This is a genomic window from Streptomyces sp. ISL-87, from assembly GCF_018614095.1.
Classification (GTDB): Bacteria; Actinomycetota; Actinomycetes; order Streptomycetales; family Streptomycetaceae; genus Streptomyces.
On the sequence record NZ_JAGGOY010000076.1, the window covers coordinates 91,991 to 116,503 of the forward strand.

A 24,513-nucleotide genomic window follows, 5' to 3' on the forward strand; every position below is an offset into this window, starting at 1 on the left:
GTCAGGACAATGCCGGTGAGTTAGCGCGTTGGTGCAGGTCAGGTGGAGTGCTTGGTGACTTTGAGTGTGTAGTGGACGTTACTGGGAGTGCGGGGCTGGTCGCGTTTTCTGACCTCGAAGGTGTTCTTGGACGGCTTCTTGATGCGTTGGAACTGTCGGTGGCGGCGGGTCGGGAGGAGGGCGGCCAGGAGCTCGGTGATGACCTCGTGGCGTGCGGCGTCCAACACGGTCGCGTCGGCTGCGGCTTGAGCGGCGACGGCCAGCCGGGCGAGCTGCACTGTGACGGTGAAGGAGATCCGGTCGGGATCGGTGCCGCCGTGCTCTGCCGCGCGCGTCTGCAGTGCGCACAGTGCCTGGTAGACGGTGAGGAGGGCGTAGATCTCCTGGCAGATCAGCTCGGGCGCCTTGGAGCGCAGGATGAATCCGGCGCCGCGCAGGCGGTTCTTCAGTTCCGCGAACCCGTTTTCGATCTCCCACCGCTGATGGTAGGCCGTCGCCAGCTGACGGGCCGGGGCCAGCTTGGGATCCAGCAGGCTGGTGACCAGCCGGAATGTCTCGGTGCGGGGCAGGCCGACCGGTGGGTGGATGGTCACGGTGTATTCGATGATCCGCACCAGGTGTCCCCGGGGAGGCTCGTGCAGGGTGCGTCCGGCCGCGCGGGCCTGACCGTGGCGGATGTTCTCCGCGGGCGTTCTCATGATGGACAGGTAGGAGCCGTCGGACAGCACTCTCAGCGGCACGAAGACCAGGTTCTTCTTGATCCGCCAGGCCAGGTGGGCGCCGGTGGCGCGGGCCAGGCCCCACAGTTCGTACCCGGCGAAGTTGCGGTCGGCCAGCAGCAGCATGTCCGGTCGCAGGGAGGCCAACAGCCGGCGGGCGAGCTTGTGCTCGCTGAACTTGGCCACCGCGTCGAAGGCCGCATCGACCAGGGCATGGGTGCCGCATTCGGTCAGAGCCATCAGGCGGACCTGCGGGTGTCCGCTCTGGTTGACACCGCCCTTGCCGGTGAAGCCGAACTCAGCTGCGTTCGCAGGGGTGTCGGGGACATCCAGCGCGGTGCCGTCCCAGGCGACCAGCCGCAGCCCGAAGGCGAACGCGCCTGGAGTGAGGGGTGTGGCCAGCGTGCCGCACCGCCGCTCGAACAGCGCCTGCAACGGTTTGTCGCCCAGCCGCTGCCGGGCGCGGGTCAGGGCCGAGCTGGTGGGCAGGCGCTGCACGCACAGGCCCGGCAGGTGCCGCAGCTTCTCGGTCAGCGTGCGCAGGACCGACCGGTATCCCGGCGGACCGGCACTGCCGGAGCTGCTGAACAGGCATAACGCCAGGACGAAGTAGACCACCGCCCGGGCCGGCAGCAACCGGCGGCGACGCTCGCTGCAGCCGGTCAACTCCACGACCTCGTCCACCAGCCCAGGGCTGATCTCCTCGGTCAACACGCCGAGCCGGACGCGCTCGCCAAAGCGCTGGTCCGAGGGTGCCACCAGCCCGTTCAACGGGGCCTGGCTGCCCTCGGCGATGGCAGACGGCATGCGGACGATGGCACACTGAGCACCCAACGGAGTTCCCTCACGGACAGTCGGATCTTGGTCGATCTTCTGTCCTACCGGGAACTCCGTTGCCGTGTCCCGGCTCTCGCCGACACATCACCAGAAGTGACGGATCACGCAACGTCACCAGGGGATATTCCCGCCGAAACCCCACACCATCACGTGCCTGACCTGCACGGACTCGCTAACTCACCGGCATTGCAGGTCAGGAGCACTTCTCGCGTTTTCTAATCACCGACCGGAACGGGCTGCCGATCTCGCTGGGGATCTCGGGCGCCAACCTGCATGACAGCCTCGGCCTTGAACCGCTCGTGCGCGGTATCCCGCCCATCCGGTCCCGCCGCGGCCCTCGCAGACGAAAGCCGGCGAAGCTACACGCCGACAAGGGCTACGACTATCCCCACCTGCGCAGATGGCTACGCAAACGCGGCATCCGCCACCGCATCGCACGCAAAGGAATCGAGCCCTCCGAACGGCTCGGCCAACACCGCTGGGTCGTGGAGAGAACCGTGTCCTGGCTCGCCGGCTGCCGCCGCCTCCACCGACGTTACGAGCGCAAGGCCGAACACCTTCCTCGCCTTCGTCGGCATAGCCGCAGCCCTCATCTGCCACCGCCGCCTCACCAAATAAAACGGTGTCTAATGCCGCGACGCCCGGATGAACGACGGCCGCTGGAGAGCGCGTCCCCAACCTTGCCATGCCTCACCGCCCTACTGGTGGCAGCAGTCCCGGTAGACCCTGAAAGATAGAGAACAAGTCAAGTAGGAGCGCAAAGATCAAGTCATCTGTCACAGCGCCTACCGGAGGGAAGGGTGAGATCATTTCCATAAATTCGGGCAAAAAGTGGACAGTGCGCACCAAGCCGGGTCCACGAACCAGCCAAAGTAATTTTCGGCGACGTTCAATGTGATTGACTGCCGCCATTCCGTCATGGAGGATCTTTCCGAAACTCCCACGGGAGGGGTTGAAGAGGGGGATATCGTGAAGAAATTCGGAAGATCAATAACTTTCGGCATCGTGAGCGTCGCGCTCGCGGTTTGTAGCTTTGCCACCCCGGCAGCTGCTTCCAGCCCTCAGAGTGACATTGCCACGGGTAATGCCAGGATTGAAGCCACCGACGGTCTCGCGGCCGGGCAGCCCGTAATCCACACACGCGGCGACGGGGTGAAGTCGCCCGCAGAGCTGGGTAACCCCTCTGAGTGGGGTGTGGTAAAGATCGAAATCAACGATTCGTCTGTTCAGCCGCTGGCAAACACCTGCAAGCAAGTCACTCATGGCACATGGTGCTACGGATGGCAGTCGGCGGGCACGGATGGCAAGAAGTGCTATTCGAACTACATCGCGGACACGGGCCACACCACTACGGTGAGGGTTCGAAACATCGACTACTCCAGTGGCTGGGTGCCGAAGGGCGAGACTTCCTACGCTAATGTAACTATTGGCCTGGCGTACACTTGCTACGCCTACTATAACAACGTTTAAACGCGACCCCCGAATTGCGGGGTGAATTCCTGCTATTCGGGGTGGACTGGTGTGCGACCCTGGGTCCACGCGGGCAACCGTGTGGACCCAGGGCTGCACTCTCCGCTTAGGTTTAAAATGGACGGGGAAGAGAAATCGGGAACTTTCCGGGCGCTCGTGCTGTGTCGCTGGCAGCGCCACTCGGGGTTGGCTTGCTGCTTGGCCTAGCAGGCCCTATTGCTGGAAAGTGGGGCAGTCCCGCCGGTGTGGTCGGAGATGTCGTTTTCTCCGGCGGGTGGTCATGGGCATGTTACGCATTTCTGGTGGGTTATTCCCGTCGATCCAAAATTGAATCAGCCCTTCTTGCTTCTTTTGGGCTGACTATCGGGGTGGTTACTTACTACCTATTTAAGGATTCGATTCTTGCCGCCGCCCCGGACGGATTGCAAGCCGACGCCTCAGGCGGAGGCTCCAAAATTGGGGTATGGGGACTGCTAGCGTTTGTATTCGGGGCACCTCTTGGGTTCTTGGGTAACGTCGCGCGGGTGCCGGGCGTTGGTGGCCTCTTCTTTCGGCTGCTCATTCCGCTCGTAGCCTTTTACGAGACCTCTATGCGCTTGGATGGGGAGTCGCGTGGGCAAGGTTTGATTGTCATAAATACCTGGAATACTGTTCGGTTCATCGCAGTTGCTGTTGCGTTCGCTCTGGTGGGGCACACAATCTGGAGTTGGTGGCGCGCTCGACGTACTACTGAGCTTTAACTGCCCGCACTGTCCCTCGCAGGGGTGGACTGCCGCCCGCTCCGGAACCGCCCCCTGCCGCGCGGGCGTCGCCGTCAGCATGGCGACGATGACGAGGCAGCAGATCACTCAAGCCTCGCGCGCAGTGCAGTAATCTCCGTCGAGACCGTGCGCAGCATCGAGAAGGGCCGCACGTCCACGCCCGAGTTCTTCACCGTCGCCGCCCTGGCCGCCGAGCTGGGGCTGTCGCTCGACGAGCTCTACGCTCACGCACTCCACCTCGACCCCAACGACACTCCTGCGCCCCGACCTTAGAGGTCGTTTTCACCCAGTATTTTATCCCGGAATCAGGGCTTCGTCCTGGTTCTTCGGGTTGCGCCAGGAGACGATGGTGTTCTCGCTGGTGAGGCGGCGGGCCATGAGGTCGGTCATGGCGAGGTGAATCATGGCTTCGGAGCGTTCGGGGCGGGTTTCGCGACGCGGGCTCACCGCCGAGCAGCGCGAGCGCCTGGGCGACCTCGGCATCGACTGGGCGAGGTAGGGGCGGATCCAGCCGGGTCCAGCGGGGTTATCGACCTCGCCTTGCGCCTGACCGACACCCAGGACTTGCCACGGCTCGGTGCGGGGGGAGGCTGAATCCCAGGCGCCCTCGGCATGGCTCGCTGACCACGGCGCCTGGCACAGCGCAACCAGATCGGAGGTTGGCCCTCCGGGCCGGGGGTTTACAGTCCCCACCGGCTCCGGGCTCCCGATCCGCGCCCCCGCTGCTAACCTCCGCCCGCCCCGCCCTCCGCAGCTTCCTCTCCTTCTGGCACCGGCCCAAACGAGAGCCGGGATATCCGTGAACGGATATCCCGGCATACGAAGCGCGGCTACCTAGATCTGAGGTTTTGCTCGCAGATTTACCTTCGGAGGAAGGTTTTTCTTCGCCACGGAGTGGCTGCGGTTGCAGCCACTCCGAGGGACAAAACGAGCACGGCTACAGCCCAGCTGAAGAGGTCGGTGGCCGAGTTTGACGTCCAGTCCCACCATTTGTGGGGGTACCAGATCAAAAAGAAGGCCGAGGCCAAGGGGATGATCCAGCCAAGTTGGTGGCCGAGCAGCCTCACCGACAGCAGGGCGAGACCGAGCCAGATCAGGAGGGATCGGATGAAGACGACCCCGGCTTCCGTGCCGACGGCGAGCGCCTCAGTGATGAAGGATAAGGCGCAAGCTGTCAGTGTCAGGCCAATGCAGTAGTTGAGACGGAACCGGTGCATCGCGGATGCACCCATTTCGTCGTGTGCCGACATGGCTCCGTCGAGAGCCGCAGTGAGGAAGACGGCTGACAGAAGTGGGAGTTCGTGCCGGAAGGGCACACCCGTGGTGACTCCTCCGCTGCCGATGGAAGGCAGCGCGATATCGGTGCCGCCAAAGAAGGCCGAGAGGAGGGCAATAGCGGCCGTCGTCGCCAGGACAGCTACGCCCCGGTGAACTCTTGCGTAACGAAGCAAGTCAGAACCGGTCATCAGGCTTGCACCAGGAAGGGTCTCGAATAATGTGGCTGCGTTCCTCAGCGAGCCATTCCTGCTGCTCGGCTGCGGGCATCCGTGCGGCCTTGGTCGCTTCGCGCTGGGCGGCGGAGACACCTTCCATGTGGAGTCCCTGGTCGGCGACAGCCGGGTCTTGGCCGGTGGAGCGGTACTCGAGCCATAGGCGGATGTTGTCCATCGCCTGCCAGGCCCGGCTCTCCTGGCGGGGAGGTATGCAGAGGCCCAGCGACTGGGTGAACACCTGGTCGGCCATGGCGATCGCTGCGGTACGGACGTGACCCTCGGCGATATCGAATCCTCGGTCGCCCCACTTGTTCCGCCGCAGCCCAAACTCGTAGAACGCTTCGGGTGACTTCAACGAGGGTTGGACGGGCTGGCCCAAGCGCTGGGCCATGGCAGTCAATTCGGGCAGGTACTTGCGGTGCTCGGGCCACACGCACACCTGTGGCGCGCCCCTCTCGGCACGGTCGCACAGCGACGCCGTCGCCGATGCCGGGCGCTCGACTCGCAGTTCGCCGCTGGCCGGCACCGCAGCCAGTGCGAAGAGGGAGGCTGCTGTCGACCCGATGGCGACACTGCGGATGTACAGGGACGTTGCCTGGCGCGGCATCTGGCGCTCGGCGCTCCTCCGAAGTCGTGGTGCCGTCACCGCCAGCGTAGCGAGGGCGATTGCAAACAGCAGCCTCACGGCGACAGGAAGGGGGCGCAGGTGCTGGTCCGGCGGCCCCGCGAGGACGTTGAACTTGAAGGGGAGTGCCAGCATGCTGATGAAGCAGCCCAGCGCGCAGACGACGGGGGTGAAGGCGGCGGAGGGCCACCAGCGGCCGGCCAGATGGCCCACGGACGCAAAGATGATCAGGGTCGAGGCGCCGAGCAGGAGGTAAGAGGGCCACAGGAAGCCGGGGCCCGCCTCGCTGAACGAGATGACCGCGGCGGTCAGGCATCCGAACGCGTAGGCGAGGAAACCGAGCGTGAGAGTGGCGGCCAGACGTGCGGCCTCGATCCGCCAGATTGGTCGGGCGGCCGCGAGCACGGTCTCGGGCATTCCCACGCGGGAGGAGCGTCCGGCCTGCCAGGCCGATACGCCGGCGAGGATGGGTCCCAGGAAGAGTGTGACGACCTGGGCTGCCACACTCGCTTCGGGCCACACGCCGATCCAGTACCGGGACCGACCGAAGAGCACCAGCAAATCCACGGCGATCATCACGGGAAACGCTGTCAGCAGCGGCGAGCGGCGCAGCTCGATGCGGTAGGCATTCAGCATGCGGCTCCCTCGTTGGGTCGGCGGTTGCCGAGTACCGTCATGTAACCGCGTTCTAGGGGGCTGTCGCCCGGGGCTGCGGGGGTTGCCAAGTTTGCCAGCTGCTGAGGTGTGCCGCTGTGGCGCACCTGGCCGTCGCTCAGCACGAGGACGGTGTCGCAGGCGGCGCCGACGTCCTCAACCAGGTGCGTGCTGAGGAGGACGGCCGTTCCTGCGTGGGCGAGGGAACGGATGAGCTCACGGAAGTCGAGACGCTGCGCGGGGTCGAGACCGACGGTCGGCTCATCCAACAGAAGCAGGGAGGGAGAGCCGACGATGGCCGCGGCGATTCCGGCCCGGCGGAGCATGCCGCCGGACAGCGACTTCATGCGGTCCCGGGCCCGGTCGGCCAGGCCCACAGCCGCCAGTGCCTCCTTGGTCGCAGAGTCGGCCTTCTTGGAGGGGACCTCACGCAGCCAGGCGCAGTAGCGGACGAAGTCCGTTATGGAGAAGGCCGGGTAGTAGCCGAAGTCCTGCGGGAGATAGCCGATGCGACGGCGGACATGCCGCGCTTGCCGTTCGTTGGTGACGGGGCTGCCGAACAGCTCCAGCTGCCCGCTCTGTGGCGGCGCGATGGTGGCGAGGGTACGGAAGAGCGTGGTCTTGCCCGCGCCGTTGGGGCCCAGCAGGCCCGTAACACCGGGCAGGATGGACAGGTCGAGATTCTCGATGATGCGTCGGCCGCTGTAACCCTGCGTGAGGGTCGTCAATCGAGCGACAGGATGTGTCGTCATTGGCAGGATTCCCCGAAATAAAGGACGGGCCCGCCATACTGGCGGGCCCTCCTTAGTGCTGACTAGCTGACTAGACAGAGTAACTCACATGGGTCTTGTTGATCTTGAACGTGCACTCGTGGGTGTCATACTTGCCCACGTATCCGTTGTACAGCTTGTCGTAGTTCTGCGTGTCGACCTCGACATTGCAGTCATAAAGCGTCCAGTACCCGTAAGACGGGTAGTTCGACGCGCTGGAGCAATAGCCGTGACCAGACGTGCTGTACCAGTAGCCCCGGCATCCCTCGTTCCAGGATGCCTCGTTGGACGCGCTCGATATCGGAGCCGTCAGGCCGATGGCCGCAGCCGCCAGGGCACCAACGACAACACCCTTGGCAACCTTCGAACCAGCTATGCGCGACGCAAGAGAATTCATGTGCATTCCCCCCCTTGGGAATAGAATGACGGAGGCGCAAAGAATCGCCCCGCAACTACGAAATGCAACACTACCAAGCTGAATGATCTTGAGTCAACCTGATAGTGAACCGCAGCCTTCCGCCATCGCTCATTCTCGCAAAAAAGAGGTCGTTTTCAGAATCAGAGGTCGTTTTCACTCAGTGTTTATCCCGGAATCAGGGCTTCGCCCTGATTCTTCGGGTTGCGCCAGGAGATGGTGTTCTCGCTGGTGAGGCGGCGGGCCATGAGGTCGGTCATGGCGAGGTGAATCATGGCTTCGGAGCGTTCGGGACGGGTTTCCTAGTCGCGGGCGAGGCGGCGGTGGAGCATGAGCCAGCCGTAGGTCCGCTCGACCACCCACCGCTTCGGGATCGGGGTGAATCCCCTGGTCCCGGGGGTGCGGGTGGTGATTTCCATGTCGATGCCGAGGGTTGCGGCGTGTTCGACGAGGTGTTGGCGGTAGCCGCCGTCGACCCATACCTTGCGAATGTCGGGGTGTTCGGCGGCGACCTGGTCCAGGAGCCGGGCGCCGGCGATGGAGTCCTGCACGCTCGCCGCGGTGACCAGCACGGCCATCAGCAGTCCGAGCGTGTCGGTGACGATGTTCCGCTTGCGTCCCACGATCTTCTTGCCGGCGTCGATGCCCTGGCTGGAGGCGTGAACGCTGGTGGAGGTCTTGACGCTCTGCGCGTCGATCACACAGGCCGACGGCTCGGCGTCCCGCCCTTCCTTCTGCCGCAACAATTGTCTGAGCAGGCCGTTGAGCTGGGCAAACACACCTTCCTGCTGCCACTTCGCGAAGTAGCCGTAGACGGTGTTCCAGTGCGGGAAGTCGTGCGGGAGGTAGCGCCACTGGACCCCGGTGCGGTCCAGATACAAGATCGCGTCCATGATGTCGCGCAGGTCGTGCTCGGGTGGCCGGCCGAAGTCCAGGGCCCTGCCGCGGCGCTCGAAGCGCCAGGCGGCAAGGATCGGCTCGATCAACTCCCAGCGGGCATCGGACAGATCACTCGGATACGGACGTCGCTCAGCCATGCCTCAGACGTACCGCCGCCAACCGAGTGCGCCCAGGCGTACAGCGATGGCGGCGGAAGCATACGGCCCCGAAGGCCGGGCGTTCTGGGATGAGACAGGCACAAGTCGCATCCCGGCCCACCCGTCACCCCACCCGACCCACAGGCCACAACCACACCTGAGGCCCCTGCCGCCCCATCACATCACACCTTGAGAACCGCCCCCTATAAGGGCAACTCAGGTGAAAACGACCTCTTAGACGGCGTTTCTTTTGGCTTGATCGTTCGTTGATCCGTGCATGATGGATCTGGTTGAGCGTCTGGTGCCGGATGGGTTATGGGTGTTGTTCCGGCGGGTGGTGCCGCCGACTGAGGTTGTGCGCCCGCAAGGCGGGGGGCGGCGGCGTGCGGGTGACCGCGAGGCGCTGGCGGCAGTCATCTTCGTGGCGACCTCCGGCTGCACGTGGCGGCAGCTTCCGCCGGTGTTCGGCCCGAGCTGGCAGACGGTCTACCGCAGGTTCGCCCAGTGGAGCCGAGACCGTGTCTGGGCCCGGCTCCACCGCGTGTTCCTCGACGGACTCGGAGCGCGAGGTGAGCTGGACTGGTCGCGATGCGCCATCGACTCGGTCAGCCTCAGGGCGGCAAAAGGGGGCCTCTGACAGGACCGAATCCGACCGATCATGGCAAGCCGGGATCGAAAATCCACCTAACCTCGATGTTTCGTGACGGGCCGTCGGTTGTCCGGCGGCCGTTTCTGCTTGTCGGGTCGCTCGTGGCCATGGTGAGGGCCCGGCTGTCGCGTCGGGTGGGCGTCGGTTCCACGGTTCCGGCAGGTTGATCAGGTCGTCGGGACGGGTGAGCCGGGGTTCGGCAGGATGTCGAGCCGGCGGATCGCGCCTGTGATCACGTCCGTCCAGGGCCAGCTGTTGTTGAAGCGGAGCAAGCGGCGGCGGCCGGTCCTGATCAGTTGGGCGGCAGCGGAGAACAGTCTGAGGCGAAGTTTCTTGGGTTCCCAGCGGCGGGCCTCACCTCGTAGGGCGAGCATCGGCATCCAGGCCAGCAGGTCCAGGGCGAGGGAGATGATCTCCAGCCAGAGCTGGTTCTGCGCGGTGTCGTGCAGGGGCAGGTTGCGCAGGCCGGTGTCGCGGGCATTGCGGATGCGGTCCTCGGCCCGCGCTCGGCGGCGGTGCCGTAGTTCAAGCTCGGCGATCGGGATGTTCTTGGTGTTGGTGGCGAAGCAGGCGATCCTGTTGCCGTCGACGTCGGTGATCCGCAGCTGGGCTCCGGGGTGCGGCCGTTCCTTGCGGACGATCAGCCGCATGCCGGTGGGCCAGCCGGTCAGCGGGCGCCCGCCGATCTCCGCGACCCAGGCGCCGTCACGTATGTGACCGTCGCCGTCGACGGCGGGCGTCCACGCGGAGGCGGGAATTTTGAGTACGGCCTGGTGGATGTCGGCGGTGATGGTCATCCCGACTGAGCAGGACAGCCACCGGCCCCGCTTGGTCAGCCAGTTGACGAACTCGTGGGTGCCACCGGCGGAGTCGGTACGGATCAGTGTCTGGCGTCCCCGCCGTAGTGGCTTCGGCAGCTGGGCCAGGGCGATCCGGGCGGCGGCGATGTGATCGCTTGCGGTGTTGGAGCCCGCGTTCCCGGGCCGCAGCAGCGCGGCCACCGGCTCGCCGGATCCGCCCGGGCCGTGGTCGACGAACGCCATCAACGGGTGGTGCCCGAAGGACTTCTTCCAGGTCGGCGCCGCGTCCTGTTTCTCCGAGTGCGCGATGACGAGCACGCCGTCGATGTCCGCGACCACGTGTCCGCCGGCGTCCGGGCGGGTCTTTGCGGCCAGTGCCCAGACACGCTCACGCGCTCGCGAACGGGCGGACCGGATCGCGGTCAGAGCCTTCGTCCCGGACTCGGCGAGCGCGGCGATGAGACGGGAGACCGTCAGGTCGGAGGCCACCGGCCATCGTCCCAGGTCAGCGGCACTCCTCACCTTTTTTGATCACGCCTTGGACGGCCCCGCTCGTGAAAGCCCGAGGCTAGACAGCTCCCACCACACCGGAGGTCTTCGCCATGTTCAAGACCTGTCGAGCGTCAACAACGCTCGTGATCAATACACCTAGGAGGCTCTTGAAGATCTTGCTCCGACCGACCGATTCACCCCATATTGCCAGTAAATGTCAATCGGGTCGAACCGGTGCAAGCCGGGCGCGTTTTCAAGATCTTCATCAGACTCCCAGGGCGGCCACCCGCACAACGAGTGCACCAGCGAGTATCCGCTCCAGGGCCCCGGCCCCGGTCACAGCGCGTCCACAGCGCTGACCTTCCAGCCTTGTGGAGTGCGGACGAGGGTCATGCGGACGCGGTTGAGGTCGAGACGGGGGGTGGCGATCTGGGTGCTGGTGGTGAGCTGGTTCATGAAGAGCAGGACGACGGCCTTGTTCGGGGATGCTGAGATCACCGATGCCGCCGGGGCGGCGTCGCCGGTCGCGATGGCGGCTTTCACCACTCCGCTGTAGGTCTTGGCAGTGGGCGCCACCACGGTCTCCGTGGTCTTGCTGTACTGGTCGAGGAAGGGGCCGGTGAGGTGGCCGCGGGCCGCGGCGAAGTCGCGGTCCAGGTGGCGGTAGTCGTACGAGAGGATCACCGGGGCGGCCTTGCGGGCCGCCGTCAGGGCCGCTGCGCGGGCCTCGGTCGTGCGCTCGGCCTCTCGGTGCTTCCAGGCGAGCGTGGCCGTTGCGGTCAGGGCCAGTAGGACCACAATGCCGAGTAGTGCGGTGAGGCGACGGGGTCGGCTGCGAGCCGGCTTGGCGGGCATCGTGTCCGCCGGCTCCGGGGCGGCCGGCTCCAGGTCGGCCTCCTGCCGGCGGCTTGCCTGCTCGGCGCGTTTGGCTGCCGCGCGCGCGGCTGCCGCCATGGAGCGCTGGCGGGCTCGAACGGTCGTGTTCGCCATGGTAGTTCTCCTGTCAGCCGACGAATTCGACGTTGGACGTCAGCCACTGCCCGTCCTCGAAGACGAGGTCGAGCTGAAGGCGGTAGTTACGGGACGTGCCCTCGGGGGCGGCGACGTTGGTGACCTTGCCGTCGGCGACCACCAAGACACGGGCCGTGCGGTCGTCGGCCCGGGCGATGCCCGCGTCGATGATCTGTCCCTCGGAGACGGACTTGTTCTCGGCGACAATCTTCGTCAGCTCCGCGGTCTGGGCCGAGAACTGCTTCTTGAACTCCCCGGTCGCGCCGTTCAGGACGGTCTTGCTGTCCCGCTCGTATTGGCGGTAGTCGAGCGAGGTGAAGTTCAGCGCCGACTGGCGGGCGGCGGCCAGGATGTCCTGGTGCCGCCGGTCCTCCTCATCGCGCTCGTACAGCTGGAAGCCCAGCCAGCCGGAGGAAGCCATCAGTACGGCAGCCAGGACGGCGAGTATGCGGGTCATGCCATGGGGCCCACGAGCAGCCATTGCCAGGAGTCCTTTCCGAATACGGTCTGTGCTCCGCCCGTCGAGCCGATCTGTACGCGGCTTCCCGGTGCGTTCTGGGCGCCGCGGACGGACGTGTCGCCGCCGCGCGGGGCCGTGCAGCGGGCGCCGGTGTTGGCCGGGCGGTCGGTGGTGTCGGCGGGGTCGCGGCGCTGGGTTCCGTACCCCGGACGGCAAGGCGGCGGGTCGTCGGCGTTGACGACCATTCCGAAGTGGGTTGTGCCGTCTCCGGGAAGCACTGTGTAGCTGCCCGAGACGACCGCGGGGAAGGTGACCAGCATCTGTTCCACACCGGGCAGCCGGGCGAGGGTGATCTGACCTCCGCTGATCAGGTTGCCCAGCAGAACCGGGAGGTGGGGACGGGTGTCCCTCATGAGGGAATCCACCTGCTGGGCGGCGGAGGTGCCGTTGGCCATCAGAGCGCGGATATCACCGTCGCTCGCCCTCAACTGCGCGGTGAGCGCCGCCAGATCCCGGGAGAAGGACGTGATCGCCGAACCTTGATCGGCCTGCGTCTTCAGGACCTTCCGGGAGTCCTCGATCAGCGCGATGGTCTGGGGAAGGGAATCGGAGGCCGCCTCGACCAGGGCGTTGCCCGAGTCCACCAGCCGCGTCAGGTGGGGGCCGGTGCCGGAGAACCCCTTGCCCAGTTCGTCGACCGTGATCCGCAGGTCCTGCTTGTCCACCGAGTTGACCAGCCGGTCCAGGCTCAGAATCAGGTCCGTCGTTGGCATCGGCACCCGGGTGTCATGGCGGGGGATGGAGCTGCCGTCCCGCAGATACGGGCCGCTGCCGGAGCGCGGCTGCAGGTCCACGTACTGCTCGCCGACGGCCGAGCGGTTCGCCACCACGGCCAGGCTGTCCGCCGGGATCCTCGGGGAGTCCTCCAGAAGCAGCCCCACCGAGACTCCGCCGGAGCCGGTCAGCCGCAGATCGCCCACGCGGCCCACGGGCACCCCTCGGTACGTGACCTCGGCCCCGGAGTAGATGCCTCCCGAGTCGGCGAAGTCGGCCCGTACGGTGTATCCGCGGTCCAGGACGCGTTCGGCCAGTCCGGTGTACTCGGCGCCGACGTAGGACACCCCGATCACGGTGACGAGCGTGAAGGCGAGCAGCTGGGTCTTGACCGTACCGGTGATCACGACACCAGTCCCTTCATCAGCAGCTCGGCGAGCGCGAGGTCGACACCCGGCGGAAGGCCACCGTTGCCGTCTCCTCCGCTGTAAGCGGTGTACGAGGCCTGGTTAGCCGACGGGCAGAGCGGCAGGCAGTCCAGCTCGACGCCACCCGACCCGCCCGAACCGCCAGGCAGTTCTGGCGTCCCAGGCGGCTTCGGGGCCTGGGGAACTCGTGGAAGGGCGGGGGTTTCGGGGAGGCCCGGGAGCGCGGGGACTTCGGGCAGCCCGGGAGTGGGGACGCCTGGCAGCCCAGGAGGCACGGGCGCGGCGGGCTTCGGAGGCTGACCGGCCAGGTTTCCGTAGACGCTGCGCAGGTCGAGATCGGCGGTGACCTTGAGGTTGACGTAGTCGCCCTTGATCGCGTCCACCACATTGCGCGGGAAGGGATAGGTCGTCAGCAGTTCCAGTGCGTTGGGCAGGTCGGCGCCCGCCTTGTTCAACTGCTGCAGGATCGGCTGGAGCGCGCGCAGATTCGTGATCACGTCGTCGCGCGACGCGTTGATCACCTTCGTGCCCGTCTCACCCAGCGCCGACAGCGAAGTGAGCATGGTGGTCAGCTTGGCCCGCTCGTCGGCCAGCACCTTCAGCGCGGGCGGCACGGTGGTGAGGGCCTGGTCGATCGTCTTCTTCTCCTTGGCGAGGGTGGCGGCCAATTTGTCGACGCCCTCCAGCGCGCGGACGATCTCCTTCTTCTGGGCGTCGAGGCCACCGAGGAACGTGTCCAGCTCGGAGAGCAGGGACTTGACCCGATCCTCGCGACCCTCCAAGGCTTGGTTCAGCTCCGTGGTGATGGTGTGGAGCTGTGCGACTCCACCGCCATTGAGCAGGGCCGACAGCGCAGACAGCACCTCTTCGATTTCGGGGTTGCGGCCGCTGCGGGAGAGCGGGATCCGCGCGCCGTCGGTGAGCCTGCCCACCGGCTCGGTATCCGCCGGCGCCGACAGTGCCACGTACTTCTCACCGAGCATGCTGGTCTGGCGCAGCTCGGCGACCGCGTTGCCGGGGAGCTTGACCGAGTCGGAGATCCGCAGCCGCACCCGGGCGTGCCACCCGTCCAGTTCCACCTTCTCGACGGCTCCAACGGTCACGTTGTTGACCTTTACCGTGGACTGCGGGACGAGATCGAGGACGTCCTGGAACTCGACCGTGACCCGGTAGCTGCGCCCGTCCGCGGCCGCGCCGCCGGGCAGGGGAATTTCGTACAGGCCCTTGAACTCGCAGCCGGTCAGCAGCAGCGAACCGGCGGCCGTCCACAAGGCTGCCTTGAGCGGAGCTCTCATGTACGTCACGTCCGGGCCTCCAGGATTCCGCCGAGCGTCTTGTCCATCGAGCCCGTTCCGGCCACGGGAAGTGCCGCTCCGGTGAGCGGGTCGGCCGCGGGCAGCTTGGGCAGGGAGTCGAACAGGGTCTTCAGATCCCGGCAGTCGGTCTTCTCCCCGGTCGTCTTCAGCAGGGAGCACAGCAGCTCGGCCGGGTCGTGGAGCTGTTCGGGGTTGCTGCGGGTGTCGAGCGTGCCGGATGAGGGGTTGTAGGCGTTCTGCAGATTGGACAGCCCGGCGGGGGCGACTTCGAGCAGCTCCTGGAGGGCGGCGCGCTGCGTGACGAGCACGTTGGTCACGTTGGCCAGGCCCTTCACATCGGCGGTCAGGTCCTTCTTGTTCTGCTTCACGAACTCGGACACATCGGCGAGCGCGGCCGCAAGATGCTTGATCGCCGCGGCGAGGTCCTGACGTTCCCCGGCCAGTTGCTCGGCCACCTTGGCCAGGCTGTCGTTGAACGACCGGACGTCGGCGTCGTCGGCCGCCAGCGCGGCGGTGAACACCTGCAGATTCCGTACGGTCCCGAACAGGTCCTGCCGGCCGTCGGACAGTGTGGTGACGGCCTGCGAGAGGTCCTCGACCGTCTGGTGCAGCTGCGCGCCCTGGCCCTGGAGGTTGTCCGCGCCGACAGCGAGCAGCCGGGAGAGCGAGCCGTCCTTGTTGGCGCCCTGGGGGCCGAGCGCGTCCGCCGTCATACGGAGGCTGTCGAAGACCCGGTCCAGCTCGACCGGTACGGCCGTGCGCTCCTCGGGGATGACCGCGCCGCTCTTCAGCACCGGGCCGCCGCGGTGGACGGGCAGCAGCTGGACGTAACGGTCGCTGACCACCGAGGAGTTGATGATGGCCGCCTTGGCCTCCTCGGGGACTTTGTACCGGGCGTCGTACTCCAGCTCCACGCGCACCCGGTCACCCTGCGGCGTGATCTTCTTGACCTCGCCGACCGGGATGCCGAGCACGCGGACATCGGAGCCGGGGTAGATGCCGACGGTACGCGGGAAGTACGCGGTCACCCGGACCTTCGGTGACTCGGAGAGCTGTACGACGGCCAGGGCGGCGGCCACCACCAGCACGGTGGCGAACGCGAGGCGGCGGACGAGACGCCTGTTCGGCGCGAGCTTCGCCGGCGGCTTCGGGAGCTTCAGCGCAAGCCGCATCGGGATCCTCATCGTGTCCCTCCCGTCCGTGGAACCACCGGTGTGGGTGCGACCAGGTTCTGGATGTAGCTGTCGAACCATCGGCCGTTGCCGAGGGTGTTGGTGAAGACCCTCGCGAAGGGCGCCATGAGCTGGATGCTGCGGTCGAGGCTCGCCTGATTGCGTTCCAGCATCCGCACCACGGTGTTCAGGCGGCTGAGCGCCGGCCCGATCTCCGCTTGGTTGTCCCTGACCAGGCCGGAGAGCTGGATGCTGAGGGCGACGGAGCTCTTGAGCAGCGCGTGGATGGCCTGGCGCCGCGCGTGGATCTCCTTGAACAGCTTGTCGCCGTCCTTGACCAGCTTGCCGAACTCGTCCTTCCGCTCGGCGAGCACTCCGGTGACCCCGTTGGCGTGGTCGAGGAGTTCGCGTAGCGCCTCATCGCGCGAGGCCACGGTCCGGGAGATCTTCGAGAGCCCCTGGATGGAGGCTTTGACCTCCTCGGGGGCGTCCTCGAAGGTGGTGGAGATGGTGTCCAGGGAGGCGGCCAGCCGCTGCTTGTCGATCTGTTCGGTGGTCGTGGTGAGGTCGCTGAAGGCCGCCACCACGTCGTACGCCGGGACCGTGCGGCTCAGTGGGATCTCGCTGCCCGGCTTCAGCCGGCCTGAGCCCTTCGGCTCCAGCGCGAGGTACTTGGCGCCCAGGATCGTCTTGATACGGATCGACGCACCGGTACGGGCCCCGAGCTCCGGGTCTCCCTTGATCCGGAAGGTCACCTTGACGTGGTCGCCGGCCAGCTCGACCTCGTCGACCTTGCCGGACTTGACGCCGGCGATCCGCACCTCGTCGCCGGAGCGCAGCCCGCCGGCCTCGGAGAATGCCGCGCTGTACGTCTCGCCACCGCCGATCAGCGGAAGGCTCTCGACGTTGAACGCGGCGGCGATCAGCAGCGCGATCGTGGTGAGGCCGGCGGCGCCGACACCCAAGGGATTGCGTTCACGGAAGGGGATCAACGGCCGCACCTCGCCCGGGCGACATGGAGTTCGGGGGTGATGATCTCGTTGGTCTTCGGCAGCACGATCCGGCCGTCGAAGTCGCAGAGATAGAAGTTGAACCAGGAGCCGTACGAGGCGGTGCCGGTCAGCTCGTTGAGCTTGTTGGGCAGCCGCTGCAGGACACCCTCCACGGTCTTCTCGTGGCCGTTCAGCGTTTCCGTGAGCTTGGCCAGCTCGGCGATATCGGTCTTCAGCGGCGGCCGGGCGTCGTTAAGGAGGCCGGAGGTGGCCTCCGCGAGGCCGTTGATGCCCGCCAGCGATTCACCGATGGGCTTACGGTCGGCCGACAGCCCCGAGATCAGCCGTTGCAGCTGCGCGATCAGGTCGGAGAAGCGGGTGCTGCGCTTGTCCACGGTGCTCAGCACGGTATTGAGGTTGTCGATGACCGAACCGATCAGCTTGTCGCGTTCGGCGAGTGTCGTGGTGAGCGAGGCGGTGTGCGCGAGCAGGCTGCGGACGGTACCGCCCTCGCCCTGCAGGGTCTTGATGATCTCGGTGGCGAGCTGGTTGACGTCCTTCGGGCTCAGTGCGGCGAACAGCGGCTTGAACCCGTTCAGCAGGGCGTTGAGATCGAGTGCGGGCTCGGTACGGGAGAGCGGGATCCGCCCGCCGGGCCGCAGCCGCTTCCCCTCCCCCGCCCCTTCCGCCAGCGCGATGTACCGCTGCCCGACCAGGCTCCGGTAGCGGATGACGGCACGGGTGCTGGTGAGCAGCGGCCGGTCGCGGGAGACGGTAAAGGTCACCACGGCCAGCGTCCGGTCCGTGATGGCGATGCTCTCGACCTCGCCGACCCGCACCCCCGCGACCCGGATGTCGTCGCCCTCCTCCAGGCTGGTGACATCGCTGAACACGGCGGTGTAGGTCTCCTTGGGGGTGAAGGAGAGATTGACGATGGTGGCCGCGAGCACGGCGGTCGCCGCTACGGTCACCACCGCGAAGACGCCGAGTTTGATCAGCTGGGGGGCTGTCGCCATCGCGTTCGTACGACGGATACGACTCGTCGTGCTCATATGACACTCACCGCCGTTCCCCGTGCCATCGGTCCGAAGAGCAGGGTCGTGACCGCCGGCACCTCGTCGGCGGGCACGCCCATGACCGGGGACACGAGTGAGGCGACGGCGTGCTGTTCGGCCGGGGTTCCGGACACGGTGCGGCCCGTACTACTCGCCGACGTACCGTCGTTGAGCTTGATCGGCGGTGCTGGTACGTGAGGGTGGGGCAGACCTCTGCAGTTGGGTCCTGAGCGGTCGGCATAGCGCGGTTCCTCGCCGGGGCGGTAGGGGGGACGTGGGTGGACAAATTCGAGGGTGATGCGCATCCTTCCGCCCTTGAATGCCTCTTCGGACGCCGCTTCCTGGCGCACCAGCCCGGACAGCAGGCACGGGTACTCCGGCGAGTAGCGGGCGAACAGGGCGAGGGTGGGACGGGAGACGCGGCCCAGGGTGATCAACCGGTCGGAGTTCTCGTCGAGTACGCCTTCCGTGGTGTTCGCGGCGGTGGCGGTGTGGGCGAGGACGGACGCGAGCTGATTCTTCTGCTCGACCAGCGTCCGGCTGGTGGTGAGGGTGTTGTCCAGGATCCGCAGCAGGTCCGGGGCGGCGTCGCGGTACACCTCGGCCACATCGGCGAACCGGGCGATGTCCTCCTTGAGGGAGGGCATATGCGGGTTGAGCCGACGCAGGTAGTCGTCGAAGCGGGTGAGGTTGTCGCCGATCCGGTCGCCGCGCCCTTCGAGGGCGTTGGCGAGGGCGGACAGGGTGGCGTTCAGCTCGCCGGGCTTCACCGTGCGCAGCAGCGGCAGCAGGTCGTTCATCAGCCGCTGAAGCTCTATGCCGACCGTGGTGCGGTCCTGGGTGATGACGTCACCGGCCCGGATATGCCGTACCGACGGCTTCTGGGGGGCGACCAGGTCGACGTACTTCTCGCCGAACAGGGTCTTGGGCAGCAGCCGGGCATGGACGTCGGCCGAGATGAGGGGGACATGCTCCGGCCTCAGCGCGAGGGAGAGGGTCGCCTTCTCGCCGTCGGCCTTGACCTCGCGTACCTCGCCGACCAGCAGGCCGCGCAGCTTGACGTCCGCGCGCGGCTCCAGCTGGTTGCCGAGGGTGTCCGCCTCCAGGGTGATCCGGACGACGGAGGTGAACACCTGCTGGTAGACGGCGAGCGTCAGGGACAGCAGCAGCGCGATCACGGCGATGAAGGCGATGCCGTACAGCCGCAGTTGGGTGGGCCGCGTGAGTGCCGGGGCCGGTATTCGTATACGCATCCGTCTACCCCGCTATCCGTACGGTCGTGTTGGCGCCCCAGATGGCGAGGCTGAGGAAGAAGTCGAGGACGTTGATGGCCACGATGGACGTCCGTACGCCGCGGCCGACCGCGACACCGACACCGGCCGGGCCGCCGCTCGCGTAGTAGCCGTAGTAGCAGTGCACCAGGATGATCACGACGGCGAAGACAATCACCTTGCCGAAGGACCACAGCACGTCGACCGGTGGCAGGTACTGCTGGAAGTAGTGGTCGTACGTGCCGGTGGACTGCCCGTAGTAGCCGGTGGTGATGGTACGGGCGGCGAAGTAGGAGGACAGCAGCCCGATCACGTACAGCGGGATCACCGCCACGAAGCCGGCGATCATCCGGGTGGTGACCAGGAACGGCAGCGACGGGACACCCATCACCTCAAGCGCGTCGGTCTCCTCGCTGATCCGCATCGCGCCGAGCTGGGCGGTGAAGCCCGCGCCGACCGTCGCCGACAGCGCGAGCCCGGCCACCAGCGGGGCGATCTCGCGGGTGTTGAAGTACGCGGACAGGAACGCCACGAAGTTGGACGTGCCCAGCTGGTTGAGCGCCGCGTAGCCCTGGAGTCCGACCTCGGTACCGGTGAAGAAGGAGAGGAAGGCGATGACGCCGACCGTGCCGCCGACGACCGCCAGCGCGCCGCGGCCGAAGCTCACCTCGGCGAGCAGGCGCAGGACTTCCTTCTTGTAGCGGCGCAGGGTGCGGCCGGTCCAGGCGAGGGAGCGGCCGTAGAAGACCAGTTGCGCGCCCAGCTCCTCCAGGGAGCGCCCGGCCTGTTTGAGCACCCTCAGAGGTTTCAGCAGAGTCATCGTCATCCCCTCTGCGGAACGATTTGGAAGTAGACGGCGGTCAGCACGAAGTTCGTCACAAACAGCAACATGAAGGTGATGACCACGGACTGGTTCACGGCGTCACCGACTCCCTTGGGCCCGCCCTTGGCGGTCAGGCCCTTGTACGAGGCGACGATCGCGGCGATGGCGCCGAAGACCAGCGCCTTCAGTTCGGCCGCCCAGAGGTCGGACAGCTGAGCGAGGGTGGTGAAGGAGGCCAGGTAGGCACCGGGAGTGCCGTTCTGCATGACCACGTTGAAGAAATAGCCACCGGCCACCCCGACAACGGAGACCAGGCCGTTGAGCAAGACCGCCACGAGCATGGTGGCCAGCACCCGGGGCACGACCAGCCGGTGGATCGGGTCGATACCGAGCACCTGCATGGCGTCGATCTCCTCCCGGATCTTGCGTGCCCCGAGGTCCGCGCAGATCGCGGTGCCGCCGGCGCCGGCGATGAGCAGCGCCGTGACGATGGGGGACGCCTCCCGAAGTACCGCCAGGACAGAGGCGGCGCCGGAGAACGACTGGGCGCCGAGCTGCCGGGTCAGGCTGCCGATCTGGAGCGCGATGACCGCTCCGAAGGGGATGGAGACCAGGGCCGTGGGCAGGATGGTGACGCTCGCGATGAACCACGCCTGCTGGATGAACTCCCGTACCTGAAAGGGGCGTCGAGGCAGGGTCCGGAGGACGTCCAGGGCCATGGCGAAGAGGCTGCCGGTATGCCGGAGCGCTCCGCCGGGTGAGAAGCTCATCCGTCTGCCCCCTGTGCCGGGCTCGGCTCCGCCGCCTTCCGGTCCGTGTCAGCCCCTGGGCGCAGCTCTGCCGCCATGCCCGGGGCCGGGGCCGGGGCCGGGGCCGGGTCAGCCTCCCCGGAGGGGTCCCGGCGGTGCAGCTCCGCCTCGCGGTCGGCGATCGCCTGCCAGCGGGGCGGCCGGGTGACCCCGGGGCTGGGCAGCAGGCGCGGGGTCATTTCGGGAATGGCGTCGTCCCCGTCGGCGAGGCCTGCCAGCTCCTGCTCGACCTGGGCGGCGTCCTTCTCCTCCGCCATGCCGATCGGCCCCTGCATACGGCCGTTGAGGAACTGCCCTACGACCGGCTCGTCGCTGGTCAGCAGCTTCTCGCGGGGGCCGAACATCACCAGTTCGCGCCGGAACAGCAGCCCGATGTTGTCCGGGACCTGGCGGGCCGAGGCGATGTCGTGGGTGACGATCAGGAAGGTCGCGTCGATCTGCGCGTTCAGGTCCACGATCAACTGATTGAGATAGGCCACCCGCACCGGGTCGAGCCCCGAGTCCGGCTCGTCGAACAGGATGATCTCCGGGTCGAGCACCAGCGCCCGCGCCAGGCCCGCCCGCTTGCGCATCCCGCCGGATATCTCGCCGGGCAGCTTCTCCTCGGCACCGATCAGACCGACCATGTCCATCTTCTCCAGGACGATCCGTCTGATCTCGCTTTCCGGCTTACGGGTGTGCTCGCGCAGCGGGAAGGCGATGTTGTCGTACAGGCTCATCGACCCGAACAGGGCGCCGTCCTGGAACAGCACGCCGAAGAGCTTGCGCACCTCGTACAGGTCGTGCTCGCGGAGCTCGGTGATGTCCGTACCGGCGATCCGGATCGATCCCCGGTCCGGCTTGAGCAGGCCCACGAGTGTCTTGAGGAACACCGACTTGCCCGTACCCGAGGGGCCGAGCATGACGGACACCTCCCCGGCGGGCAGCGTCAGCGACACGTCCTGCCAGATGACCTGGTGGCCGAAGGATTTGGTCAACCCTTCCACGCAGATCTCGACACCCATCCGGTTCACCCTTCAACGGGGAGCAGCTCCGACATCTGCTCTACGGGGAAGGGCGGCGGGTCCGTCGCGGCGAGACCAAGATTTTTTACGACAGGCGGGTGGAGAGGGCACCGGGGAGGTCCGGCACGGTCGTGCTGTCGGGGAGCGGCGGCGTGGACGGCAGCGGCGGCACGGACACGGCGGGGGCGGGGAGGGCCGGGGCGGGAAGGGCCGGGGCGGTCAGAGCCGGGGTGGGCAGGTCCGGTGCGGCGGGCAGGGTCGCCGCCACCTCCGGCAGCTCCGGCAGCTCCGGCAGCACCGCCGGGAGGGCGCCGGGGCGGGCCGTGGGCGACACCGTTCCGGTCGGGCGTACGGAACCGGGGGCGTCCGGTCGTACGGACGAGGCAGTCGGTACACGGTCAACTGCCGCGCCCGGCTCCTCCCCCACCACCGCCATCTCCGGCAGAGGCGGCACCGGCGCACTCGGCTCGTACGCGAAGGGCAGGGCCAGTCCCACCATGGCCAGCGTCGCGGCCGCCGAGGCCGCGGCCAGGGCGGGGGCATGCGCACCCGCCTGACCCGCCTGGTCCCGGCCGCGCCCGATCAGCCACAGGCCGAGCGCCAGGGTCCCGGCCAGCGAGTTGCGCAGCGTACGCCGGGCCCTGGCCAGCAGGGACTCGACCGCCTCGTAGCTCAGCCCCATCTCGCGGGCGATCTGCCCGACGTCCCGCTCCTCCGACTTCAGGCGGAGTGCCTCCGCCTGGCGGGCGGGCAGTTCCCTGCTCCGGAAGGCCAGCCACCTGGCCTCCGCCCGGTCGCACACCGCCTCATCGACGGGGACCGGGCCGGGGGCGGTGAGCTTGGGCGTACCGCTCAGCTGGGCCTCGCGGTAGACCTGCCGGTACCGGTCGACGCACAGGCGCATGGTCACGGTCGTCAGCCATGCGCCCAGCCGCGCCTCGTCAAGGTGTGTGTGCTGCGCGCCGCGCAGCATCGCCTCCTGCACCGCGTCCTCGGCGTCCTCGGCGCTCATGGACCTGCGGCGCGCCACCTTGAGCAGCTGCTCGCGATGGCCCCACATGCGCTGCCACCGCAGGTGGGCCGAGTCGTCACCCGGTCCGGCCGGGTGCGGAGGATGCCTGTCCGTCGTCGCCATGACCCGGGAGGTTACCTCCGGGTACATGGTGTTGTGGAGGGGGTGATGCGCGAGTGAGTCCTAACCGTTGCCGGGGACCATGCCGGTATCCGGAAGGACGCCGTCACCGGGCACGTGGATCCCGGCGCCGGGAGCGGGACTCGGGGCCGTGACCAGGGGCGGCCTGGTCTTCGCGCCGCCGTCCGGCGGGTCGGCGGTCGGTGACGGGGCGGGCGTCGGCGCGGGCTTCGGCCCGGGCGGGGGCGTAGGCGCCGGGGAGGCGGGCGGGGTCTCGGTACCCGGCTCCGGGCCGGCCGGCTCGGTCCGCCCCGTGCCGGGCGAGTCGACCTCCGTACCGGAACCCGCGCCGCCCTGGTCCGGAACCACGCGGTGGCCGTCCCTGAAGTAGGCGTACCAGGACAGGACGACGCTCAGGTACTCCCGGGAATGGTTGTAGGAGAGGATCGCGCGGTCGAGGTCCTGCGGCCGGGAGAGGTCGTGTCCGGCCGCGCACAGGTAGCGGCCCGCAGCGAGCGCCGCGTCGTGGACGTTATGGGGGTCGGTCCTGCCGTCGCCGTTGCCGTCGGCGCCCCATCTGGCCCAGGTGGACGGGATGAACTGCATCGGGCCGACCGCGTGGTCGTAGGACGGGTCGCCGTCGTACGCGCCGCCGTCGGTGTCCCGGATCGAGGCGAACCCCTGGCCGTTCAGCTGCGGGCCGATGATGGGCGCGTACGTCGTACCGTCCGCGTCCACCCTCCCACCCCGCGCCTGGCCGGACTCCACCTGGCCGATCGCCGCGAGCAGCTGCCAGCGCAGACCGCAGCGCGGGGTGCTCCGCACGAGCGTCGACTCCGCGTTCCGGTACGCGGCGAGGACGGTGGCGGGCAGCGCCGCACGGCCGGCCGCGAAGACGGCACCGGCCGAGGACGGCTGCTGTGCGGACGGGCCGTGCGACGCAAGTGGGGGCAGCTCGCGAAAGTAGTAGGCATCGCCCGAAGTGCCCTGATTCGGTGACATGGTGGCCTCCACGGGGGAGGACGCCGACGCCGCGAGGCCGGGCGCCTGTGAGCCGGTCAGCGCCGCCATGGCCGCCGCCGCGACCGCCGTGCCCCGCACACCTTTACACATCCGCACCGGCAACCGACCCGCCATCCGTCAGACCCCTCCCTCATCGCACTTCCCCGGCCTCTTCACCTGCTCTACGCGGCCAGGGTGCGGGTCCGTCGCGCGAGTCGCGGAAATTTTCCCAGCGGCCGTCACGTCGGAGCGAATGATTCCGCAATCTCTTGTGCGAGCACCGAACACCCGTTGCGTTCCCGGTTCGCTTGGCCGCTTTCTCGACAGGGGAGCGGCAAGTGCCCCCTTCGTTCAGACCTTTGACCGCCATCGCCGTCACCGGTAGACGCCGTCTCTCTGGGGAGAATCTGGGGAGTACGGAGGCCGCCTTGGGGAGCGGGTGGGGAGAATCGGCTACGTAGCACGGCATGACGATGAAAGGCTGTCAGCTTCTCGGCCCTAAAGGACCGAGCTTGCAGCTAAGTCCCCGACTGGCTGCCGGG

The 24,513-nt window shown here is 67.4% G+C and carries 20 protein-coding genes and 5 pseudogenes; 4 read left to right on the plus strand and 21 right to left on the minus strand.

All coding sequences use genetic code 11. The features are described 5' to 3' along the window. Positions 1-38: 38 nt before the first annotated feature. Positions 39-1,526 (minus strand): IS4 family transposase, encoded by a 1,488-nt coding sequence (locus J7I97_RS27040; protein WP_251059203.1) that lies wholly within the window; start codon positions 1,524-1,526, stop codon positions 39-41. Positions 1,527-1,771: 245 nt separating this feature from the next. Here J7I97_RS27040 and J7I97_RS27045 point away from each other — a divergent pair. The 3 genes and pseudogenes from J7I97_RS27045 to J7I97_RS27055 form a co-directional block, all read left to right on the plus strand. Then, positions 1,772-2,174: pseudogene (locus tag J7I97_RS27045) on the plus strand (IS5 family transposase); the annotation flags it as partial. 300 nt (positions 2,175-2,474) lie between these two features. Further along, on the plus strand, positions 2,475-3,026 hold the full coding sequence (locus J7I97_RS27050; RefSeq protein WP_214939591.1) for a lactococcin 972 family bacteriocin: 552 nt from the start codon (positions 2,475-2,477) through the stop codon (positions 3,024-3,026). 764 nt (positions 3,027-3,790) lie between these two features. Continuing rightward, positions 3,791-4,060, plus strand: coding sequence for a helix-turn-helix transcriptional regulator (locus tag J7I97_RS27055; protein ID WP_214939594.1), 270 nt, complete (start codon positions 3,791-3,793; stop codon positions 4,058-4,060). A 21-nt stretch (positions 4,061-4,081) separates the two neighbouring features. Here J7I97_RS27055 and J7I97_RS27060 read toward each other — a convergent pair. The 6 genes and pseudogenes from J7I97_RS27060 to J7I97_RS27085 all read right to left on the minus strand — a co-directional run. Continuing rightward, positions 4,082-4,219, minus strand: a pseudogene (locus tag J7I97_RS27060) (IS5/IS1182 family transposase); the annotation flags it as partial. 428 nt (positions 4,220-4,647) lie between these two features. Next, on the minus strand, positions 4,648-5,253 hold the full coding sequence (locus J7I97_RS27065) for a hypothetical protein (RefSeq protein WP_214939597.1): 606 nt from the start codon (positions 5,251-5,253) through the stop codon (positions 4,648-4,650). Beyond that, positions 5,240-6,541: an ABC transporter permease gene (locus tag J7I97_RS27070; protein WP_214939600.1), complete on the minus strand. Its 1,302-nt coding sequence runs from the start codon at positions 6,539-6,541 to the stop codon at positions 5,240-5,242. Before J7I97_RS27070 ends, J7I97_RS27065 begins: the two co-directional genes overlap by 14 nt. Continuing rightward, the gene (locus J7I97_RS27075) at positions 6,535-7,311 is read right to left on the minus strand and encodes an ATP-binding cassette domain-containing protein (protein ID WP_214939603.1); all 777 of its coding nucleotides are present in this window, start codon (positions 7,309-7,311) and stop codon (positions 6,535-6,537) included. The genes J7I97_RS27070 and J7I97_RS27075 overlap by 7 nt, the downstream gene beginning before the upstream one ends. A gap of 70 nt (positions 7,312-7,381) precedes the next feature. Further along, the gene (locus tag J7I97_RS27080; RefSeq protein WP_214939606.1) at positions 7,382-7,726 is read right to left on the minus strand and encodes a hypothetical protein; all 345 of its coding nucleotides are present in this window, start codon (positions 7,724-7,726) and stop codon (positions 7,382-7,384) included. A gap of 185 nt (positions 7,727-7,911) precedes the next feature. Next, positions 7,912-8,781: pseudogene (locus J7I97_RS27085) on the minus strand (IS5 family transposase). 277 nt (positions 8,782-9,058) lie between these two features. On the opposite strand from J7I97_RS27085, the pseudogene J7I97_RS27090 reads away from it, so the two are divergent. After that, positions 9,059-9,468: pseudogene (locus J7I97_RS27090) on the plus strand (transposase); the annotation flags it as partial. A gap of 129 nt (positions 9,469-9,597) precedes the next feature. Here J7I97_RS27090 and J7I97_RS27095 read toward each other — a convergent pair. From J7I97_RS27095 to J7I97_RS27160, 14 genes and pseudogenes are all read right to left on the minus strand, one after another. After that, positions 9,598-10,722, minus strand: a pseudogene (locus J7I97_RS27095) (IS1380 family transposase); the annotation flags it as partial. A gap of 336 nt (positions 10,723-11,058) precedes the next feature. After that, entirely contained in the window at positions 11,059-11,712 is a 654-nt protein-coding gene (locus J7I97_RS27100; protein WP_214939609.1) for a hypothetical protein, read from the minus strand. 13 nt (positions 11,713-11,725) lie between these two features. Beyond that, on the minus strand, positions 11,726-12,190 hold the full coding sequence (locus tag J7I97_RS27105; protein WP_214939612.1) for a hypothetical protein: 465 nt from the start codon (positions 12,188-12,190) through the stop codon (positions 11,726-11,728). Further along, a complete protein-coding gene (locus J7I97_RS27110; RefSeq protein ID WP_214939615.1) occupies positions 12,187-13,374 on the minus strand; it encodes an MCE family protein in 1,188 nt (395 codons plus the stop codon). The genes J7I97_RS27105 and J7I97_RS27110 overlap by 4 nt, the downstream gene beginning before the upstream one ends. Continuing rightward, a complete protein-coding gene (locus J7I97_RS27115) occupies positions 13,371-14,690 on the minus strand; it encodes an MCE family protein (protein WP_214939658.1) in 1,320 nt (439 codons plus the stop codon). Before J7I97_RS27115 ends, J7I97_RS27110 begins: the two co-directional genes overlap by 4 nt. A gap of 5 nt (positions 14,691-14,695) precedes the next feature. Next, the gene (locus J7I97_RS27120; protein WP_251059204.1) at positions 14,696-15,895 is read right to left on the minus strand and encodes an MCE family protein; all 1,200 of its coding nucleotides are present in this window, start codon (positions 15,893-15,895) and stop codon (positions 14,696-14,698) included. Further along, complete coding sequence (locus J7I97_RS27125) at positions 15,892-16,875, minus strand: MCE family protein (RefSeq protein ID WP_214939622.1); 984 nt, start codon at positions 16,873-16,875, stop codon at positions 15,892-15,894. Before J7I97_RS27125 ends, J7I97_RS27120 begins: the two co-directional genes overlap by 4 nt. Further along, positions 16,872-17,927: an MCE family protein gene (locus J7I97_RS27130; protein WP_214939625.1), complete on the minus strand. Its 1,056-nt coding sequence runs from the start codon at positions 17,925-17,927 to the stop codon at positions 16,872-16,874. Before J7I97_RS27130 ends, J7I97_RS27125 begins: the two co-directional genes overlap by 4 nt. Continuing rightward, positions 17,924-19,183 (minus strand): MCE family protein, encoded by a 1,260-nt coding sequence (locus J7I97_RS27135; RefSeq protein ID WP_214939628.1) that lies wholly within the window; start codon positions 19,181-19,183, stop codon positions 17,924-17,926. The genes J7I97_RS27130 and J7I97_RS27135 overlap by 4 nt, the downstream gene beginning before the upstream one ends. Positions 19,184-19,187: 4 nt before the next feature. Next, positions 19,188-20,021 carry an ABC transporter permease gene (locus J7I97_RS27140; RefSeq protein WP_214939631.1) on the minus strand — a complete coding sequence of 278 codons (834 nt, stop codon included), beginning with the start codon at positions 20,019-20,021 and terminating at the stop codon, positions 19,188-19,190. Between the two features lie 2 nt (positions 20,022-20,023). Continuing rightward, positions 20,024-20,794: an ABC transporter permease gene (locus tag J7I97_RS27145; RefSeq protein ID WP_214939634.1), complete on the minus strand. Its 771-nt coding sequence runs from the start codon at positions 20,792-20,794 to the stop codon at positions 20,024-20,026. After that, the gene (locus tag J7I97_RS27150) at positions 20,791-21,837 is read right to left on the minus strand and encodes an ABC transporter ATP-binding protein (protein ID WP_251059205.1); all 1,047 of its coding nucleotides are present in this window, start codon (positions 21,835-21,837) and stop codon (positions 20,791-20,793) included. Before J7I97_RS27150 ends, J7I97_RS27145 begins: the two co-directional genes overlap by 4 nt. An 85-nt stretch (positions 21,838-21,922) precedes the next feature. After that, positions 21,923-22,972, minus strand: a complete 1,050-nt coding sequence (locus J7I97_RS27155; protein ID WP_214939636.1) for an RNA polymerase sigma factor — start codon at positions 22,970-22,972, stop codon at positions 21,923-21,925. A 60-nt stretch (positions 22,973-23,032) separates the two neighbouring features. Beyond that, positions 23,033-24,070: a lytic transglycosylase domain-containing protein gene (locus J7I97_RS27160; protein ID WP_374195516.1), complete on the minus strand. Its 1,038-nt coding sequence runs from the start codon at positions 24,068-24,070 to the stop codon at positions 23,033-23,035. Positions 24,071-24,513 lie beyond the last annotated feature (443 nt).

What these genes read in the sequence shown, in the direction of transcription:
- J7I97_RS27145 (WP_214939634.1), bottom strand. Translation starts at nt 20,794, where the DNA reads ATGAGCTTCTCACCCGGCGGAGCGCTCCGGCATACCGGCAGCCTCTTC.
- J7I97_RS27135 (WP_214939628.1), bottom strand. Translation starts at nt 19,183, where the DNA reads ATGCGTATACGAATACCGGCCCCGGCACTCACGCGGCCCACCCAACTG.
- J7I97_RS27065 (WP_214939597.1), bottom strand. Translation starts at nt 5,253, where the DNA reads ATGACCGGTTCTGACTTGCTTCGTTACGCAAGAGTTCACCGGGGCGTA.
- J7I97_RS27080 (WP_214939606.1), bottom strand. Translation starts at nt 7,726, where the DNA reads ATGAATTCTCTTGCGTCGCGCATAGCTGGTTCGAAGGTTGCCAAGGGT.
- J7I97_RS27150 (WP_251059205.1), bottom strand. Translation starts at nt 21,837, where the DNA reads ATGGGTGTCGAGATCTGCGTGGAAGGGTTGACCAAATCCTTCGGCCAC.
- J7I97_RS27070 (WP_214939600.1), bottom strand. Translation starts at nt 6,541, where the DNA reads ATGCTGAATGCCTACCGCATCGAGCTGCGCCGCTCGCCGCTGCTGACA.
- J7I97_RS27130 (WP_214939625.1), bottom strand. Translation starts at nt 17,927, where the DNA reads ATGAGCACGACGAGTCGTATCCGTCGTACGAACGCGATGGCGACAGCC.
- J7I97_RS27115 (WP_214939658.1), bottom strand. Translation starts at nt 14,690, where the DNA reads ATGAGAGCTCCGCTCAAGGCAGCCTTGTGGACGGCCGCCGGTTCGCTG.
- J7I97_RS27105 (WP_214939612.1), bottom strand. Translation starts at nt 12,190, where the DNA reads ATGACCCGCATACTCGCCGTCCTGGCTGCCGTACTGATGGCTTCCTCC.
- J7I97_RS27100 (WP_214939609.1), bottom strand. Translation starts at nt 11,712, where the DNA reads ATGGCGAACACGACCGTTCGAGCCCGCCAGCGCTCCATGGCGGCAGCC.
- J7I97_RS27050 (WP_214939591.1), top strand. Translation starts at nt 2,475, where the DNA reads ATGGAGGATCTTTCCGAAACTCCCACGGGAGGGGTTGAAGAGGGGGAT.
- J7I97_RS27075 (WP_214939603.1), bottom strand. Translation starts at nt 7,311, where the DNA reads ATGACGACACATCCTGTCGCTCGATTGACGACCCTCACGCAGGGTTAC.
- J7I97_RS27140 (WP_214939631.1), bottom strand. Translation starts at nt 20,021, where the DNA reads ATGACTCTGCTGAAACCTCTGAGGGTGCTCAAACAGGCCGGGCGCTCC.
- J7I97_RS27120 (WP_251059204.1), bottom strand. Translation starts at nt 15,895, where the DNA reads ATGAGGATCCCGATGCGGCTTGCGCTGAAGCTCCCGAAGCCGCCGGCG.
- J7I97_RS27040 (WP_251059203.1), bottom strand. Translation starts at nt 1,526, where the DNA reads ATGCCGTCTGCCATCGCCGAGGGCAGCCAGGCCCCGTTGAACGGGCTG.
- J7I97_RS27155 (WP_214939636.1), bottom strand. Translation starts at nt 22,972, where the DNA reads ATGGCGACGACGGACAGGCATCCTCCGCACCCGGCCGGACCGGGTGAC.